General features: G+C 66.3%; 17 protein-coding genes. 16 read left to right on the forward strand and 1 reads right to left on the reverse strand.

Going from position 1 to position 18,038, the window contains the following annotated elements; translation table 11 throughout:
- Window positions 1-31: 31 nt before the first annotated feature.
- Window positions 32-862, forward strand: coding sequence for an inositol monophosphatase family protein (locus QRN53_RS14025; RefSeq protein WP_285244442.1), 831 nt, complete (start codon window positions 32-34; stop codon window positions 860-862).
- 83 nt (window positions 863-945) lie between these two features.
- On the forward strand, window positions 946-3,489 hold the full coding sequence (gene pcrA, locus QRN53_RS14030; protein WP_502934849.1) for a DNA helicase PcrA: 2,544 nt from the start codon (window positions 946-948) through the stop codon (window positions 3,487-3,489).
- 45 nt (window positions 3,490-3,534) lie between these two features.
- On the opposite strand, the gene QRN53_RS14035 is transcribed toward pcrA, so the two are convergent.
- Entirely contained in the window at window positions 3,535-4,116 is a 582-nt protein-coding gene (locus QRN53_RS14035; protein WP_285244444.1) for a TetR/AcrR family transcriptional regulator, read from the reverse strand.
- Between the two features lie 120 nt (window positions 4,117-4,236).
- Here QRN53_RS14035 and QRN53_RS14040 point away from each other — a divergent pair, with 120 nt between their 5' ends.
- From QRN53_RS14040 to QRN53_RS14105, 14 genes are all read left to right on the forward strand, one after another.
- Complete coding sequence (locus tag QRN53_RS14040) at window positions 4,237-4,914, forward strand: NADPH-dependent F420 reductase (RefSeq protein ID WP_285244445.1); 678 nt, start codon at window positions 4,237-4,239, stop codon at window positions 4,912-4,914.
- Between the two features lie 14 nt (window positions 4,915-4,928).
- A complete protein-coding gene (locus QRN53_RS14045; protein ID WP_285244446.1) occupies window positions 4,929-5,930 on the forward strand; it encodes an alcohol dehydrogenase catalytic domain-containing protein in 1,002 nt (333 codons plus the stop codon).
- Window positions 5,931-5,974: 44 nt separating this feature from the next.
- Window positions 5,975-6,523, forward strand: a complete 549-nt coding sequence (locus QRN53_RS14050; RefSeq protein WP_285244447.1) for an NAD(P)H-dependent oxidoreductase — start codon at window positions 5,975-5,977, stop codon at window positions 6,521-6,523.
- 38 nt (window positions 6,524-6,561) lie between these two features.
- A complete protein-coding gene (locus QRN53_RS14055; protein WP_285244448.1) occupies window positions 6,562-7,260 on the forward strand; it encodes a hypothetical protein in 699 nt (232 codons plus the stop codon).
- A 223-nt stretch (window positions 7,261-7,483) separates the two neighbouring features.
- A complete protein-coding gene (sucC, locus tag QRN53_RS14060; RefSeq protein WP_285244449.1) occupies window positions 7,484-8,653 on the forward strand; it encodes an ADP-forming succinate--CoA ligase subunit beta in 1,170 nt (389 codons plus the stop codon).
- Window positions 8,654-8,664: 11 nt separating this feature from the next.
- Window positions 8,665-9,567, forward strand: a complete 903-nt coding sequence (gene sucD / locus QRN53_RS14065) for a succinate--CoA ligase subunit alpha (RefSeq protein WP_285244450.1) — start codon at window positions 8,665-8,667, stop codon at window positions 9,565-9,567.
- Between the two features lie 184 nt (window positions 9,568-9,751).
- Window positions 9,752-10,483 carry a FadR/GntR family transcriptional regulator gene (locus tag QRN53_RS14070; protein WP_285244451.1) on the forward strand — a complete coding sequence of 244 codons (732 nt, stop codon included), beginning with the start codon at window positions 9,752-9,754 and terminating at the stop codon, window positions 10,481-10,483.
- Window positions 10,484-10,704: 221 nt separating this feature from the next.
- Window positions 10,705-12,072: an MFS transporter gene (locus QRN53_RS14075; RefSeq protein ID WP_285244452.1), complete on the forward strand. Its 1,368-nt coding sequence runs from the start codon at window positions 10,705-10,707 to the stop codon at window positions 12,070-12,072.
- Window positions 12,069-12,845 (forward strand): SDR family NAD(P)-dependent oxidoreductase, encoded by a 777-nt coding sequence (locus tag QRN53_RS14080; protein WP_285244453.1) that lies wholly within the window; start codon window positions 12,069-12,071, stop codon window positions 12,843-12,845. The genes QRN53_RS14075 and QRN53_RS14080 overlap by 4 nt, the downstream gene beginning before the upstream one ends.
- 121 nt (window positions 12,846-12,966) lie before the next feature.
- Window positions 12,967-13,656, forward strand: coding sequence for a GntR family transcriptional regulator (locus tag QRN53_RS14085; RefSeq protein WP_285244454.1), 690 nt, complete (start codon window positions 12,967-12,969; stop codon window positions 13,654-13,656).
- 141 nt (window positions 13,657-13,797) lie between these two features.
- A complete protein-coding gene (locus tag QRN53_RS14090; RefSeq protein WP_285244455.1) occupies window positions 13,798-14,796 on the forward strand; it encodes a sugar phosphate isomerase/epimerase family protein in 999 nt (332 codons plus the stop codon).
- A gap of 42 nt (window positions 14,797-14,838) precedes the next feature.
- Window positions 14,839-16,560 carry a dihydroxyacetone kinase family protein gene (locus QRN53_RS14095; protein ID WP_285244456.1) on the forward strand — a complete coding sequence of 574 codons (1,722 nt, stop codon included), beginning with the start codon at window positions 14,839-14,841 and terminating at the stop codon, window positions 16,558-16,560.
- A gap of 12 nt (window positions 16,561-16,572) precedes the next feature.
- Window positions 16,573-17,067 (forward strand): ribose-5-phosphate isomerase, encoded by a 495-nt coding sequence (locus QRN53_RS14100; protein WP_285244457.1) that lies wholly within the window; start codon window positions 16,573-16,575, stop codon window positions 17,065-17,067.
- Window positions 17,064-18,017 carry a 3-hydroxyacyl-CoA dehydrogenase family protein gene (locus tag QRN53_RS14105; RefSeq protein WP_285244458.1) on the forward strand — a complete coding sequence of 318 codons (954 nt, stop codon included), beginning with the start codon at window positions 17,064-17,066 and terminating at the stop codon, window positions 18,015-18,017. Before QRN53_RS14100 ends, QRN53_RS14105 begins: the two co-directional genes overlap by 4 nt.
- Window positions 18,018-18,038 lie beyond the last annotated feature (21 nt).

The following is an 18,038-nucleotide window of genomic DNA, read 5'->3' on the forward strand; positions in this document are numbered from 1 at the left end:
CCACCATTATCCCGCCCCATAAACTGAACCCATGACCACAGGCCGACACAGCGCAGCTGTTCTTGACCCCGCATTGGACGACTACGAACTGGCCTCAGCGCTGGTCCGTGAAGCCGGGCAGCTGGCGCTCCTCATGCGCATGGCCGGCCTGCAGTCTGAACAAAAGACCTCCGTCTCCGACGTGGTGACCGCGGCGGACCGCGCCGCGGAGGCTTACGTGCTGGAACAGCTTCAGCGCTGCCGGCCGGAGGACGGCATCCTGGGCGAGGAAGGCGCCTCCGTCCAGGGAACCAGCGGCCGCACTTGGGTTATCGACCCCGTGGACGGCACCTACAACTTCCTGCACGGCTCCACCTACTGGTGCTCAGCCATAGCGCTCAAGGACTCCGCCGACGTGCTTCTCGGTGCCATCTTCCAGCCGGAAGAGGACAAGCTGTGGCTTGGCGGCCATGACCGGCAGTCGACGCTCAACGGCGATCTGCTGACCGTTTTCGGCGCCGACGACGGCAAAAGGAACACCACCCCGGTGGCCGAACTTGGCGCCGCCACCTACATCCACCCCACCTGGCTGATGGATCCCATGTGTGCCATGCCGTGGCACGCAGCGGCCACGTCCGCCGCCTCCCTGCGGATGCTGGGCTCGGGTTCCTGCGACCTGGGCCGCGTGGCGGACGGCCAGTTGGGGTGCTGGTTCCAGCACAGCTGCCCGGAGTGGGACTGGCTGCCGGGCAAGGCAATTGTCCGGGCAGCCGGGGGCGCCGTGGACACGGTCCGGGTCAACGGCCTGGAGTGGTTCCTGGCCGGGGGAACGACGGCGGTCCGGGAGTTGCGTGCAGCCCTCCTGTCAGGCTCGGTGGCCTGAAGCAATCGCCCCCGCCGTGGGAGTAATCCACAGCCTGGAAGGCGTTGTCGGTCCCACCGCCTAGACTTGTAGGCACCATGGATATGTTGTTTGACCCGTACTCTGACGGACCGTTCAAGGCCACTCCCGCGTCCACCGCCCGCACCAGGACGGAGCCTGAGGGCGTTGCCACCACGGCAGGGCCGGGCGGAACGCCGGATCCGCAGGAGGGCAGTTTTCACCGTCCAGGCGGCTGGCAACAGTCCAACCGGAACGCCGGGAACCGGCACGACGACGGCCACCATGGCAGCCGCCGCCCGGATGCTGCCCAATTGCTGGAAGGGCTGAACCCGCAGCAGGAGGAAGCGGTCAAGCACGGCGGATCAGCCCTGCTGATCGTCGCCGGCGCGGGCTCGGGCAAGACGCGCGTGCTCAGTAACCGGATCGCCTACCTGATCGCCACCGGCCGCGCCCACCATGGCGAAATCCTTGCCATCACCTTCACCAACAAAGCGGCCGCCGAAATGCGGGAGCGCATCGAGGCCCTGGTTGGCGGGCGGGCCAAGATCATGTGGATCTCCACGTTCCACTCGTCCTGCGTCCGCATCCTGCGGCAGGAAGCGGCGAACGTCGGACTGAAATCCAACTTTTCCATCTACGACTCCGCCGACTCCCTGCGCCTGGTTACCCAGGTTTCCAAATCCCTTGACCTGGACCCCAAGAAGTTTGCGCCCAAGGCCATCCAGCACAAGATCTCCGCGTTGAAGAACGAACTGATCGACGCAGACTCCTTTGCCTCCGCGGCGAACTACAACGATCCGTTCGAGCACGCGGTGGCGGACGTCTACAAGGGCTACACGCAGCGCCTCCGGCAGGCCAACGCCATGGACTTCGACGACCTCATCGCCGAGACCGTCTACATGTTCCGCGCCTTCCCGGCCTTGGCGGAGTCCTACCGCCGACGGTTCCGCCATGTCCTGGTGGACGAGTACCAGGACACCAACCACGCCCAGTACGCCCTGGTCCGTGAGATCGTGGGCGAGGGCCCCGGCGCGTCGGAGCTTACCGTGGTGGGCGACTCGGACCAGTCCATCTACGCCTTCCGCGGTGCTGACATCCGCAACATCGTGGAATTCGAAAAGGACTACCCCGAGGCGCGAACCATCAAGCTGGAGCAGAATTACCGCTCCACCCAAAACATCCTGAGTGCCGCCAACTCGGTTATCTCGCGCAACCCCAACCGGCCCGAAAAGCGGCTCTGGACGGCCGAGGGCGAAGGCCACAAAATCATCGGCTACGTGGGCGAGAACGAGCACGACGAAGCACAGTTCATCGCCAAGGAGATCGACCGGCTCCAGGACGAGGACAACCTGCGCCCGGGCGATGTCGCCATCTTCTACCGGACCAATGCCCAGTCCCGTTCCATCGAAGACGTCCTGGTGCGCGTGGGCCTGCCCTACAAGGTGGTGGGCGGCACGCGCTTCTATGAGCGCAAGGAAATCAAAGACGCCCTGGCCTACCTGCGCGTCCTGGTGAACCCGGACGACGACGTCAACCTCCGCCGGGTGCTGAACGAACCCAAACGGGGCATCGGCGACCGTGCCGAGGGCGCGGTGGCGGCTCTCGCCAGCCGCGAACGCACGTCCTTCATGGAGGCCGCCCGCCGCGCGGACCAGGCTCCGGGCATGGCCACCCGTTCTGTCAACGCCGTCCTGGGCTTCGTGAAGATGCTGGACGACCTCGCCGAGGTGGCTGTGGGGTCCGGTGCTGCCGCAGCCCTCGAAGCTGTCCTGGAACAGACCGGATACCTCGCGGCCCTGCGCTCCAGCACCGATCCGCAGGACGAATCCCGCGTGGAAAACCTGGCAGAACTCGTGGCCGTGGTGCGCGAGTACGAACAGGAGAATCCGGAGGGAAGCCTGGGCGCCTTCCTGGAACAGGTGTCACTCGTGGCCGACGCCGACCAGATCCCGGACGCCCCCGGCGCGGACATTGACGCCGCGGTGGCCGAGGCCAAGCGACTCGGAGTGGTCACGCTGATGACCCTGCACACGGCCAAGGGCCTGGAGTTCCCGGTGGTATTCCTGACCGGCATGGAACACGGGCTCTTCCCGCACCAGCGATCAGCCACCGACCCCAAGGAGCTCGCAGAGGAACGCCGGCTGGCCTATGTGGGACTCACCCGTGCCCGCAAGCGGCTGTACGTGACCCGGTCCGAGGTCCGCAGCATGTGGGGCCAGAGCCAGTACAATCCGGCCAGCCAGTTCCTCGAGGAGATTCCCGCCGAGCTCCTGGAGTGGAAACGCGAAGGCACCAGCCGGCAGTCTTGGGCAGGCGGCGGTTCCATCGGGTCCGGCCGCTACAGCGGGTCCTTCTGGGGCGCCGGCACGTCCCGGGGTGCGGCAGCGGATTCTTCCGCCGGCTTCAACGCCGACGTGCCTGCGTTCCTGGCCAAGACCCGGGTGCAGCCGCAGAAAGAAATCGTCGCCGTCAGCGTGGGGGACAAGGTCAACCACACCAGCTTTGGCAACGGAACGGTCCTGGCCCTCGAAGGAGCCGGCGACAAGACCGTTGCCAAGGTGAAGTTCGACGTCGGGGAGAAGCGCCTGCTGCTGCGCTACGCACCCTTGACCAAGCTCGACGCCTAAACGACGGACGCGCGGCCGCCGCCACGAACTGCGGCGGGTACGGCCTTAATTGCGTGCCGGACAGGATTCGGCCACCAGGCGGCGGGCCATATCCACCGCACGTGACCCATACACGGCACCGTCCAGGACCGCGGCGGTGGCGTAGGTGCCGTTGAGGACAATGAGGAGTTCTTCCGCGAGCCGGTCCGGATCCTCGGCGCGGGCGTCGGTCGCGAGGCTGCTGAACCAGTCGCGGACCTGCTGTTTGTGGGCCACCGCGGAGAGGTGCGCCGGGTGCCCGCCCTCGGGGAACTCGGTGTTGGTGTTCAACATGGGGCAGCCACGGTAGGTGCTTCCCGCGCAGTCCGCTGCCAGCACGCCGAACACGGCCAGGAGCTTGTCCTGCGGGTCCTCTTCCGCGGCCGCCGCGGCACGCATCCGCTCAAACCAGGCATCTGCCCGGCCCTGGGCGTAGGCGGTGGCCAAGGCATCCTTGGTGGGGAACTGGCGGTAAACGGTTGCGTTGCCCACCCCGCATTCCTTCACCACGGTGTCCATCCCCACCGCCCGGATGCCGTGCGCGTAAAACAAGCGCGTGGCCACCTCCAGAACGTTGCGCCGGTTTTCTTCAGCCGTCCTGCGCGCCACAACTCTCCTCCACTGTGCTCCGATGTCGACTCACCCAGTTTGACAGACGGAACGATCCGTCACAAACTTGTGAACGATCCGTCACATGAGGTGTGCGGAACCCGTCAGCAGGAGGACACCATGAAGACAGCAGTACTGGGAACCGGAATGGTCGGCCGCACCATCGCGGCACGCCTCGCGGAGCTGGGCCACTCGGTCACCATCGGCACCCGCGACCCCGAAGCCGCACTGGCGCGCACCGACGCCGACGCCATGGGTAACCCCGCGTTCGGCACCTGGGCAGCGGGCAACCCGGACATCACCGTGGCACGCTTCGCCGACGCCGCCGACGGCGCCGAACTGATCGTCAACGCAACCAACGGCGGGGCCTCGATCGACGTGCTGGAACAGGTCGGAGCTGCGCACCTGGACGGGGCCGTCCTCCTGGACATCGCCAACCCGCTCGACTTCAGCAACGGCATGCCGCCCACCCTGTTCGTGAAAGACACCGACTCGCTGGCTGAGCGCATCCAGCGAGCGTTTCCAGCGGCCCGCGTGGTCAAGTCCCTCAACACCCTGAACGCTGACCTGATGGCCCGTCCCGGAATGCTGGCCGACCCCGGATCGGTCTTCGTGTCCGGCAACGACGCCGAAGCCAAGGCGATGGTGACCGGGCTCCTGAAGGACTTCGGCCACCAGGACATCATCGACCTCGGCGACATCACCACGGCACGCGGAACCGAAATGCTGCTGCCCGTCTGGCTGCGCCTCTGGGGTGCCCTGGGCACGCCCGCCTTCAACTTCAAGATCGTCCGCTGAAAGGCCGAAACACCATGAAAGCTGTCCACATCGCCGCGCCGGGTGCCACCCTCGAACCCGTCGAGTTCGACCTTCCCGACGTTCCCCACGGCCATGTCCTCATCAAGGTCGCGGCCAGCGGCATCTGCCACAGCGATTCCATGCCCGCCGCGGGCCTGGCATCCTCATACCCCCGCACCCCGGGACACGAAGTAGCCGGAACCGTCGAACGCGTGGGTGGCGGTGTGACCCGCTGGGCCCCCGGGCAGCGCGTAGGCGTCGGCTGGTTCGGCGGGGCATGCTTCCAGTGCGAGCCATGCCGCCGCGGGGACTTCATCTCCTGCCAGGCCGGGCACATCACGGGACTGACCGCTGACGGCGGTTACGCCGAGTACCTCGTGGCGCCGGCCGACGCTCTCGCTGCCGTCCCCGACGCGCTGTCGTTCGAGGAAGCCGCCCCGTTGATGTGCGCAGGCGTCACCACGTTCAACGGACTGCGCCACAGCGGCGCCCGCCCGGGAGACCTGGTTGCCGTCCTGGGGCTGGGCGGCCTTGGCCACCTGGGCGTCCAGTTCGCGGCAAGGATGGGCTACGAAACCGTGGCGATTGCCCGCGGAGCCGGCAAGGAACCCTTTGCCCGGGACCTCGGCGCCCACCATTACATCGACAGCACCGCCGCCGACGTCGCAACGGAACTGCAGAACCTCGGTGGCGCCCGGGTCATCCTCGCCACCGTCACGGACGCCGGCACCATGTCCGCCAGCGTCGCAGGTCTCTCGGCCCGAGGCCGGCTGGTGGTCCTCGGCGTCCCCCACGAACCCGTCCCGGTCAACGCCGGCCTCCTGGTGGGCGGCAGCCGTTCCGTGGCAGGCCACGCCTCGGGCACGGCAAAGGACTCGGAGGACGCTCTTCGCTTTGCTGCGCTGACCGGCGTGCGCCCCATGATCGAGACCTATCCGCTCTCCCAAGCGCGCGAAGGATTCGAGCGGATGATGTCCGGCCGGGCGCGCTTCCGCGTCGTGCTCACGAACCCTTAGGTCCCCGCCGCAGGACCCCGCGTCGAAAGGAAACGCAACGCTCCATGATGGATCACCGCACCCTCGTCGTCCTCGCCCATCCCGACATAGAGCGATCCAGGATCACCGCCAGGCTTGCCGGCGCCATCGGCGACCTTGAGGGAGTCACCGTCCGTGACCTGGCCGCACTCGCCCCGGACCGGCGCTTTGATGCCGGGCTGGAACAGCAGTACCTGCGCGACCACGACACCATCGTGTTCCAGTTCCCCTGGCACTGGTACTCGGTTCCCGGCATCCTCAAGGAATGGATGGACCAGGTGCTGACCCGTGGATTCGCGTACGGACCCGGCGGGGACGCACTTCATGGCAAGCGCCTGCACCTGGTCATTTCAACGGGCGGCCCCGGCTCGTCCTACACCCCGGCCGGCCACAACCGGTTCACCATGTCCGAGCTGCTGCGGCCCTTGGAGGCGACCGCGCGGCTGTGCGGCCTGGCGCTGTCCGAGCCGCTGATCCTGCACGGGGCGCCCGGGGTGACGGAGGGTGAACTGGCCGGCCATGCCCTGCGCTACCGGACCTTGCTTTCCCCGGCGCGGGAGGCCGTGGGCGCCTAAACCGCCCACGGCCGCCCCGGCGGGGCATAATTGAGGCCATGCGACGGACTGTATGGGGGTTGCTCGCCGCCCTTTTCCTGGTGGCCGGCACCGGATGCTCGGTGACAACCAGCGACCCCTCCTATATTCCGCCTCCACCCCTGCCGCCGATGGAACAGCTGGAAAAGGCACCGCTGGCTGATGCGAAGACGTTCTCCAGCGGCGACGACGTCCTTTCCTTCATAACCGCGGACCGGACCATTGCCTGCTCGCTCACGTCAGCCAGGGGAGAGCACCTGAACCTGCCCTACGAGCAGAACAGTTACAGCAACGCGGCCAATAACAAACTGCCCATCGTGCCCGTGGCCCACTGCGAGCTCGCTGCCTATCCCGTGCCCCAATCCGCCGATGTCAAAGACGATTGCGGAGGGACGCACCTGGGCTACCTTGGCGGCACAGCCCTGCTGGCGCCGGACAGTGCACGCTACGGCGAGTGCCGTTCCGGCGTCACAACCATGGAGGCCACCTACGGGCCGAAGGGGAGCAAATCCGGGCCCTTGGCGCAGCTTCCGGTGCTCGCCGACGGGCAGAACCTGGAACGCAACGGGCTGCGCTGCTCGGCCTACAACGGTGGCGTGGCATGCGGAAACGTCTCCGCCGGCGTCGGATTCTTCGTTTCCACCGAACGTTACGAGCTCATCCCGGGACCAGGCGCAACGGCCTCCACGGCACCGGCGGATGCTTTAAAAACCCCGTAAATCCGCGGTTTTTCTACGCCCCATAGAATAGTGTGCTTACTCACATAAGGGGTAGTCTGGGACGGCCCGGCCGCTCCAAAGGACTAGAGTTCCCCATGGAGCATTACGCCGCGTGGCTCGTTTCCAACAGGCCGCCGGTGCGTGCAATCCGCAGCCCGGTCATCGTCTTCCAGATGGTGTCCGACTGTACAGAAACTACTTCGACGTAGAAGGACACTAAACCGTGGACCTGTTTGAATACCAGGCGCGCGATATGTTCGAGGCGCACGGTGTACCCGTGCTTGCCGGCATCGTGGCGTACACCCCAGAAGAAGCAAAGGCAGCTGCCGAGAAGATCGGCGGCGTTACCGTTGTCAAGGCGCAGGTCAAGGTAGGCGGCCGCGGTAAGGCCGGCGGCGTCAAGGTCGCAAAGTCCGCTGATGAGGCGTTTGAGCACGCCACAAACATCCTGGGCATGGACATCAAGGGCCACACCGTCAACAAGGTGATGATCGCCCAGGGTGCAGACATCGCCGAGGAGTTCTACTTCTCCGTCCTGCTGGACCGCGCCAACCGCAACTACCTGGCCATGTGCTCGGTTGAAGGCGGCATGGAGATCGAGCAGCTCGCCGTCGAACGTCCCGATGCGCTGGCCAAGGTCGCCATCGATCCCGCCGTGGGCATCGACCAGGCCAAGGCCGACGAAATCGTCGCAGCCGCAGGCTTCGCCGAGGAACTGCGCGGCAAAGTCGCCGCCGTGATCCTCAAGCTCTGGGACGTCTTCAAGAAGGAAGACGCCACCCTGGTGGAGGTCAACCCCCTCGTCAAGACCGGCGCCGGCGACATCGTCGCCCTGGACGGCAAGGTCTCCCTCGACGAGAACGCCGACTTCCGGCACGCCAAGCACGCGCAGCTCGAGGACAAGGACGCTGCAGATCCCCTGGAGGCCAAGGCAAAGGCGCAGGACCTCAACTACGTCAAGCTCGACGGCGAAGTAGGCATCATCGGCAACGGTGCAGGCCTGGTTATGTCGACCCTCGACGTCGTGGCCTACGCCGGCGAAAACCACGGCAACGTCAAGCCCGCCAACTTCCTGGACATCGGCGGTGGAGCCTCGGCCGAGGTCATGGCCGCCGGCCTGGACGTCATCCTGGGCGACGAGCAGGTCAAGTCCGTGTTCGTCAACGTCTTCGGCGGCATCACCGCCTGCGACGCCGTCGCCAAGGGCATCGTCGGCGCACTGGCCGAGCTGGGCCACGCTGCCAACAAGCCGCTGGTAGTCCGCCTCGACGGCAACAATGTCGAAGAAGGCCGCCGCATCCTCAACGAGGCCAACCACCCGCTGGTTACGCTGGCCGCCACCATGGACGAGGGCGCCGACAAGGCCGCCGAGCTCGCCAACGCAGCGAAGTAAAGGGACGCACCATGTCTATCTATCTGAACAAAGACTCCAAGGTCATCGTCCAGGGCATCACCGGCGGCGAAGGCACCAAGCACACCGCCCTGATGCTCAAGGCCGGCACCAACATTGTTGGCGGTGTCAACGCCCGGAAGGCCGGCACCACGGTCCTGCACGGCGAGAAGGAAATCAACGTCTACGGCACCGTCAAGGAAGCCATGGCTGAAACCGGCGCCGACGTCTCCATCGTCTTCGTTCCGCCGGCGTTCACCAAGAACGCCGTCGTCGAAGCCATTGAGGCCGGCATCGGCCTGGTCGTGGTCATCACCGAAGGTGTCCCCGTGCAGGACTCCGCCGAATTCTGGGCCCTCGCCCAGTCGACCGTGGACGCTGACGGCAACCAGGTCACCCGCATCATCGGCCCGAACTGCCCCGGCATCATCACCCCCGGCGAAGCACTGGTGGGCATCACCCCCGCCAACATCACCGGCAAGGGCCCCATCGGCCTGGTTTCCAAGTCGGGCACCCTGACCTACCAGATGATGTACGAACTGCGCGATCTGGGCTTCTCCACCGCCATCGGCATCGGCGGTGACCCCATCATCGGTACCACCCACATCGACGCCCTGGCTGCGTTCGAGGCTGACCCCGAGACCAAGGCCATCGTGATGATCGGCGAAATCGGCGGCGACGCCGAAGAGCGCGCAGCCGACTTCATCAAGGCCAACGTCACCAAGCCGGTTGTCGGCTACGTGGCCGGCTTCACCGCCCCCGAAGGCAAGACCATGGGCCACGCAGGCGCCATCGTCTCCGGCTCTGCCGGTACCGCCCAGGCCAAGAAGGAAGCCCTCGAGGCCGCCGGCGTGAAGGTCGGCAAGACGCCGTCCGAGACCGCCAAGCTGCTCCGCGAGGTGTTCGCAGCCCTCTAAGGGTTCTGCACTCAACGCGGGGCCACCCCCGGTCCGTTTCCCGCCATGGGACGGGCCTGCGGGTGGCCCCGCGTTCGTTTTTAACGAATGGCGACGACGGCGGGCGCGGCCTGCCCCAACAGGGTCGAGTAGTGTTGGAAGCGGAGTATCGGGCGCCGTGGGGCGCGCAGGCAGGGGATCAACGATGGCAGAGAAGCGACCTACCCTGGTCGACGCCGTCGTGGACAAGGTCCTTGAGCACATCATCAGCGGGCAGATCAAGGCCGACGACGCCCTGCCGCCCGAGGCTGACATCGCCAAGGAATCGGGTGTCAGCAGGCTGACGGCACGGGAAGCCATGAAAGTGCTGAAAGCGCAGGACGTTGTCTACGTCAGGCGCGGCCTGGGCACCTTCGTCAATCCGCCCGAGCGCTGGACCGGACTGGATGCCATCATGCGCGCAGCATCCAGGGGAGTGGCCTCGGACCAGGTGGCACTGCGACTCCTGGAAGTGCGCCGTATGGTGGAGACCGGGGCAGCCGAACTCGCCGCCTCCCGCCACCGCCCGGGTGACCTCGCTGCCCTGCGGGACAGCGTGGAGAAGATGGAAGCCGCGCATCTTTCCGGGGACGTCGATGCCCTGACCGTGGCCGACATCGCCTTCCACGACACCGTCCTGCGCGCGTCCGGCAATCCGTTCGTCCCCGCCCTCCTGGGCCAGCTCTCTACTTTGCTGTTTGCGATGCGCCGGGAAACCTCTGCCTTCCCGGATGTCCAACGGCACGCCATCCACCACCACAAGATGGTCCTCGCAGCCATCGCCGCGGGCGATCCTGCCACGGCGCGCTCCACGATGGACGCGCACATCACGCAGACCTTCGAGGACTACGAGCAGTACCTCGCCATGGCCAGCCGCAGCGGCACCACTGCCGGCTGAGGGTATTACCGTGCCCCTGTGTACGGGCGCATCCGCCCGGCGGTCCCGGGCCCAATTTGCAGGACGCGGACTGTGTTGACGCCCACATGCACCTGTGACTAGACTCGCAGTCAGACATCAGACATCTGATATCACCCCCCAAAAAAGCCGCAGGCCAAAGGAGTCTCCATGCGCGCGCATTCCCCCTTTGAGGGCCCTCACACATTCACCGGAGGCCTGAAATGACCACCCGTGCCACTGCCCCCGCACTCGGCCAGCTGGGCGAGACCACCCTCCGCAAGGTCCGCCGCCGGCTGATGCCCCTGATTGTCCTCCTCTATTTCGTCGCCTACCTTGACCGGAACAACGTTGGTTTCGCCAAACTCGGCATGCAGGGGGACATCGGCCTGACCGAGGCCGCCTATGGCCTGGGCGCAGGTATCTTCTTCCTGGGCTATGCGTTGCTGGAGATTCCCAGCAACGGCGGCATGTACCGGTATGGTGCCCGCAAATGGATCGCCAGAATCCTCATCACCTGGGGCATCTTCGCCACTGCCATGTTCCTGGTGAACGGTGAAACCACGTTCTACGTCATCCGCTTCCTCCTTGGCGCCGCAGAAGCCGGCTTCTTCCCGGCGATCCTCTTCTACCTGACGCTCTGGTTCCCGGCAGCGCAGCGCGTGACGGTGCTGGGCATCTTCATCCTGGCCCAGCCCATCTCCAACGCCCTGGGCGCCCCGGTGTCCGGCATGCTCCTGAACCTCGAAGGCGTCGCCGGCCTGCACGGCTGGCAGTGGCTCTATATCCTCGAAGGCATTCCGGCCATCATCCTGGGCATCATCACGCCCTTCGTCATGACGGACCGCCCGGAACACGCCAAGTGGCTCAAGCCGGAGGAGCGCGAATGGCTCTCCTCCACCATGGCTGCGGAGCTGGCGGACAAGCAGAAGGCGGGCAACCACAACTTCCTTGCCGGCTTGAAGGACCCCCGCACCATCGCCTATTCGGCGCTGTACTTCGGCCTGGTCTGCGGCATCTATGGACTTGGCCTGTGGCTGCCCACCATCGTCAAGGCGCTTGGCAAGTTCGACTCCACCCAGGTGGGATTCATCGTCTTCATCCCGTACGCCATCGCCGCCGTGTTCGTCTACTTCTGGAGCAAGCGCTCCGACCGGACCGGCAACCGCGTCTGGCATGCCAGCATGAGCATGGTGCTGGCCGCCGTCGGCCTCCTGGGCGCCGGCTTCCTGCTCCCCGTCAATGCCGTACTCGCCATGGTCTTCCTGACCCTCGCGGCCATGGGCATCTACTCCGCGATTGCGCCCTTCCTGGCCATGCCGTCCGCCGCCCTCACCGGCGCCGCAGCAGCAGCCGGACTGGCCATGGTCAACTCGCTCGGCAACCTGGGCGGCTTCGTGGCCCCCTATATCGTGGGCATCCTCAAGGACGCCACCGGAAGCAGCCAGACCGGCCTGGTCTTCCTGGCTGCCTGCCTCGCGGTGACCGCCGTCGCCACATACCTCTACGCACGCAACCGGCCTGAAGGTGTCTCTTCTCTGCGCCCGCAGCCACCGTTCCTGCCGCTGAACACCACTAGGAAGCAGTCATGACTACAGAGCACGCATTTCCAACCGAACGCACCGCGGTCCTGACCGGCGCGGCATCCGCCCGGGGCATCGGACGCGCCACCGCGGACCGGCTGGCCAGCCAGGGCTGGTCCATCGCCATCCTGGACATCAATGCCGAAGACGCCAAGGCGGCAGCGGCCGAGATCGGCTCCAGCCGGGCCGTCAAAGCAATCGGCGTGGGCGCTGACGTTTCGGACGAGGCGTCCGTGGACCGCGCGATCACCGAGATCGAGCAGTCGCTTCCGCCGATCGTCGGACTGGTGAACCTTGCCGGCATCAGTTCCCCCACTCCCTTCATGGAAACCACCGTGGCGGAATGGGACAAGGTCTTCGCCATCAACATGCGCGGCACGTTCGTCGTGTCGCAGCGGGTCCTCAAGGGCATGATCGAGCGCGAACTGGGAAGGATTGTCAGCATCTCCTCCATTTCCGCCCAGCGCGGCGGCGGCACCTACTCCAAGGTGGCCTACAGTGCCTCCAAGGCCGGCATCCTCGGGTTCACCCGTGCCTTGGCCCGCGAAGTGGGTGAGCACAACATCACCGTTAATGCCATCGCCCCGGGCCCGATCGACACCGACATCATGGGCGGAACGCTGACCGACGAGCGGAAAGCCCAAATGTCCGAGGGGATCATGATGGGCCGGGTGGGCACCCGCGAGGAAGTGGCGGCGCTGATCGCGTTCCTGCTGGGCGAGGACGCCGGCTACATCACGGCAGCCACCTACGACATCAACGGCGGCCTGCAGGTCTCCTGACGCCCCTGCTTTCCCGCCGCTCCTGGCGCACGGTGCCGTACGGCCCAGCGGTCGCACGGCACCGTGACCAGGACATGTCATCCGCAACGTCCCGCCCCTGCAGCGGCTATAGGATTTCTACATGGCAACCAAGAACCAGGCCTCCGGTGGCGTGAGCAGGCAGGTCCTCGCCGACCACGTCTATGAGGCTCTGCTTGTTGCCCTGATGGACGGCAGGCTGGAGGCCGGCACTCCCGTCAGCATTGACGGGATGGCCAGGGAACTGGACGTCTCCCCGACGCCCGTCCGCGAGGCCCTGGCCCGGCTGGAAGCCACCGGGATGGTCCGGAGGATGGCCCTGCGCGGCTACCGGGTGGCACCGCTGTTCACCCCTGACGAGTTGGCCGACCTGATGGACGCGCGGCTGGTCATCGAACCAGCCAACGCCTTCATGGCCTGCAAGCACGCAGGCCAGGAACTGACCGGGCAGCTGGAGCAGGCCATCGAGGACCTGAAGGCCGCCCCGCGGGGTCCGTCCTTCGCCGAGTTCCGCGCCTATTGGGAAGCCGATGAACGGTTTCACCGCCTCATCGCTGAATCAGCCGCGAACCAATTCCTGCTGTCCGCCTACAACGCACTGGGCGGACAGGTCCAGCGTTTCCGTTTCTTCGGCGGACTTGGCGTGACCGACGCCGATTTCGCCATCGCGGAACACACCGAGATCCTGAAGGCCTTCGAAGCCGGCGACCCCGAACTCGCCCGCCAAAAAATGATCGACCATATCGAAGGCGTCAAGCAGCGCTCGCAGCACGACAGCGAAGTGCGCAGCTAGCAGCACCATGCCAAGGCCCAGCCGGCCCTGGCCCTCGCTTTCCGTTCCTTCCCGCATCCGGGAGATTATCCTCAACCCCTTGACAGGGGTCACAAGTACCGTAGATCCTATAGGAAATGCGATTCCCGATCTGGAGTGACAATGCCGTACACCGCTGAAAACTGGCCCATCGCCGCCGCCCTGCTGCAGTTCCCCGGAACGAGGCCGGACGGAACCACCGCCCAGGACGCCCCCGCCAGCGACTGGCAGAAGGTCTTCGAGGAGGTGGCCGATGCCGGTTTCACCAACGCCGACCTCACAGACAGCTGGGTCCGCCCCGGCGATCTTTCCAGCGCACGCCTGGACGAACTGAAGGCTGCCGCCACCGCTGCCGGCCTGGGCCTGCCCTCCATCTCCGCCATCCGCCGCAGCGTGATCGAAGAGGCCAACTGGGAAGACAACCTCGCCTACACCCACCGCACCCTGGAGGCCGCCGCCCAGCTCGGCTGCGAAGTCGTCTCCATCGGACTGCACCAGGCCATCACCCCGGAACAGCAGAAGCAGCTGTGGTTCTGGACGGTGGAGGGCCACAAGGACCCGGTGGGGGACAAGGACGCGTGGAACAACGCCGTCACCCGCATCCGGGAAGTCGGCAAGCACGCCGCCGAACTGGGCCTCTTGGTGTCCCTGGAAATGTATGAAGACACGTTCCTGGGCACCGGCGATTCTTCCGTCCAGCTGGTCCAGGACATCGACCTGCCCAACGTTGGGCTGAATCCGGACCTGGGAAACCTGATCCGCCTGCACCGTCCCATCGAGGACTGGCGCGAACTGGTGCACAAGACCTTGCCGTACTCCAACTACTGGCACGTCAAGAACTACATCCGCGATGAGGACCAGGCACGGAACCAGTACGTTGCCATGCCGGCCCCCATGGAATCAGGCCTGATCAGCTACCGCGAGGCCTTCCAGTTCGCCATTTCCGTCGGCTTCCAGGGCGTCATCTGCACGGAGCACTACGGTGGCGACGGACTGAGCGTCACCGCCGCCAACCAGGACTACCTGCGCCGCCAGGTCCTGCCCAAGCGCGACGGCTACGCCCTGGGCACCAGCCTGGTGGCCCAGGGCCGGCAGGCGCCGGCAGCAGTTCCCGCTCATTGACCGTCAGCATCCCCATCAAGAACACCGGTTCAACGAGGAATCATGACAAAGATATTTGACGATCCAGCGCAGTTCGCAGACGACGCCCTCGACGGCTTCGTGGCCGCCAACCGCCAGTATGTTGCGCGCGTTGACGGCGGCGTTGTCCGCTCCACCGAATCGCCCGCCGGCCAGGTGGCCCTGGTCATCGGCGGCGGTTCCGGCCACTACCCGGCCTTCGCAGGCCTGGTGGGTGCAGGGCTCGCTTCCGGGAGCGCCTGCGGCAATATGTTCGCTTCCCCCTCCGCCGGCCAGGTGTACCGCGTGGCCAAGGCATCCCAGGCCGGCGGGGGAGTCCTGCTCAGCTACGGCAACTATGCCGGCGACGTCCTCCACTTTGGCCAGGCCCAGGACAAGCTGAACGCCGAAGGCATCGAAACCCGCACGGTGCTGGTCACCGATGACATCGCCAGCGCTCCGCTGGCGGAAATCGGCAAACGCCGAGGCATCGCCGGCGATCTCACGGTCTTCAAAGTGGCCGGCGCGGCAGCCGAGGCCGGCCTGGACCTGGACCAGGTGGAGCGGCTCGCCATCAAGGCCAACCACCACACCCGCTCGCTCGGCGTGGCCTTTGCCGGCTGCACCCTGCCCGGGGCAGCCGAACCGCTGTTCACGGTCCCTGGCGGCACGATGTCGGTAGGGCTCGGCATCCACGGCGAACCGGGGATCTCCGAGCAGCCCCTTCCTACCGCGAGCGAGCTGGCGAAGCTCCTGGTGGAGGGCCTGCTGAAGGACAAGCCGGAAGAGGCAGGCACCCGCGTGGTGCCCATCCTCAACGGCCTCGGCACGGTCAAATACGACGAACTGTTCCTGCTGTTCGGCAGGATCGAGGCCCTGCTGACCGGGGCCGGACTGGAAATCGTGGAACCCGAGTGCGGCGAACTGGTGACCAGCCTGGACATGTCCGGACTGTCCCTGACGCTGTTTTGGCTGGACGATGAGCTGGAAGAGTTCTGGTCCGCCCCGGCTGACACGCCGGCTTTCCGCAAAGGCAACCTGGCCCCACGCAAGGCACGGTCCGTGGCGTCCATGGCCGAGGCCGGAACGGCACCTGCGCTGGACGCCACCGCCGCTTCGACTGCCCTGGCCGCCACCGCCGTGGACGCCCTGAAAGAGACGCGCGCCGTCGTCGTCGAACACGAAGAAGCGCTCGGCAAGCTCGATGCCATCGCCGGGGACGGCGACCACGGCATCGGCATGCGCAGGGGCGTGGACGCCGCCGTTGCTGCCGCTGAAAAGTCCCACGCAGCCGGTGCCGGCCTGGAGGAACTCCTCGCGGCGGCGGGGGAGCAGTGGGCCGAACGTGCCGGCGGGACCTCCGGCGCCCTCTGGGGCGCGGGCGTCACCGCCGTCGGCAGGACCCTGGGCAGCAAGGATTCCTACACGGCGGCAGACGCCGCGGCGGCCGTCAACGCCCTTCGCGACGCCATCATCACCCTGGGCAAGGCCGAAGCCGGAGACAAGACCATGGTGGACGCGCTGCTCCCGTTCGCTGACACTTTCACCCGGGCAATTGACGACGGCGGGAGCCTGGCAACCAGCCTCCGGGCGGCGGCGGAGGCTGCGGCAAAGGCCGCTGACGCGACTGCAGGACTCAGCCCGAAGAAGGGGCGCGCCCGTCCTTTGGCAGAGAAGAGCCTGGGCCACCCGGATCCCGGCGCGGTGTCCTTCGGCCTCATCGCCCGCAGGCTGGCCGACTACGCCGCCACCATCGAAAGCCACTAAAGGAGAACCCTCATGACTGAGCAATCCCAGCCGGGCTGGCGCATCGTCGTCGGCAATGACGAAGCCGGCGTGGAATACAAGAACGCGCTGCGTGAACTGCTGGAGGCGGACCCCCGCGTTGCCTCGGTGGAGGACGTGGGAGTCGGCGCCGACGACTCCACCGCCTACCCCCACCTGGCAGTTGCCGCGGCCCGCAAGGTGGCCGCCGGCGAAGCGGACCGCGCCCTGCTGATCTGCGGAACCGGGCTGGGCGTCGCCATTTCAGCCAACAAGGTACCGGGGATCCGTGCCGTTACCGCGCACGACAGTTACTCGGTGGAACGCTCGGTGCTGTCAAACAACGCACAGGTGCTGACCATGGGCCAGCGCGTCATCGGCCTGGAACTTGCCAAGAAACTGGTGGGCGAATGGCTCAACTACCACTTCGATGAAAACTCCGCATCCGCGGCCAAAGTAGACGCCATCTGCTCCTATGAGGGCGCGTCGGAAGGACTTGAAACCACATGAGCACCCGTAACATCGCCGTCGTCGGCTCCGGCTACATGGGCGGCGGAATCGCCCAGGTCCTGGCACTCGCCGGAGCCCGCGTGGCCCTGGCGGACGTCTCCGCCGAAATCGCCCAGGGCAACTACGAGCGCCTGCTGAAGGAATCCGACGAATTTGTGGCTGCCGGCCTCTTCCCGGCCAACGCCACGGACTTGCTGAAGGAAAACCTCTGGGCCGCCAAGGACATCGAAGAAGCGGTTGCTGACGCCGAGTACATTGAGGAGGCAGTGCCGGAAGTCCTCGAGATCAAGCACGCCACCCTGGGGCGGATCAGCGCCGCCGCGCGCCCGGACGCCATCATTGGCTCCAACACCTCCACCATCTCCATCGGCAAGCTCGCCGAAGTGGTTGAAAACCCGGAGCGCTTCCTCGGCGTCCACTTCTCCAACCCGGCCCCGTTCATCCCCGGCGTGGAAGTCATCCCGCATGAAGGGACCTCCGAGGCGACCGTGCAGGCCGCCCGCACCATCGTGGGAGAGACCGGCAAGGAGACGGCCACCGTCAAGGACGTCACCGGCTTCGTACTGAACCGGCTCCAGTACGCCCTCTTCCACGAAGCCGCCCAGGTGGTGGAGGAAGGCATCGCCAGCGCCGAAGACGTGGACACGCTGGTCCGCACCACCTTCGGCTTCCGGCTGCCGTTCTTCGGCCCCTTCGCCATCGCCGACATGGCCGGGCTGGACGTCTACGCGTTCTGCTACAAGTCACTGCAGACCGGCTTCCCGGAGCGGTTCGCCACCCCGCAGATCCTGCAGGACAAGGTCGACGCCGGCCTGCTGGGCACCAAAACCGGGTCCGGCTTCCTCGACGTCCCGGCTGAGCGCACCGCCGCCCTGGTTGCCTACCGGAACAAGGCGTACGTCGCCATGCAGAAGCTCATCGAGGAACTGGGCCCGGCCCCGCTGTCCTAGCCGCCCTGCCCTCCCTGAACC

Source organism: Pseudarthrobacter sp. fls2-241-R2A-127, from assembly GCF_030209355.1.
In the GTDB taxonomy this organism is placed as follows: domain Bacteria; phylum Actinomycetota; class Actinomycetes; order Actinomycetales; family Micrococcaceae; genus Arthrobacter.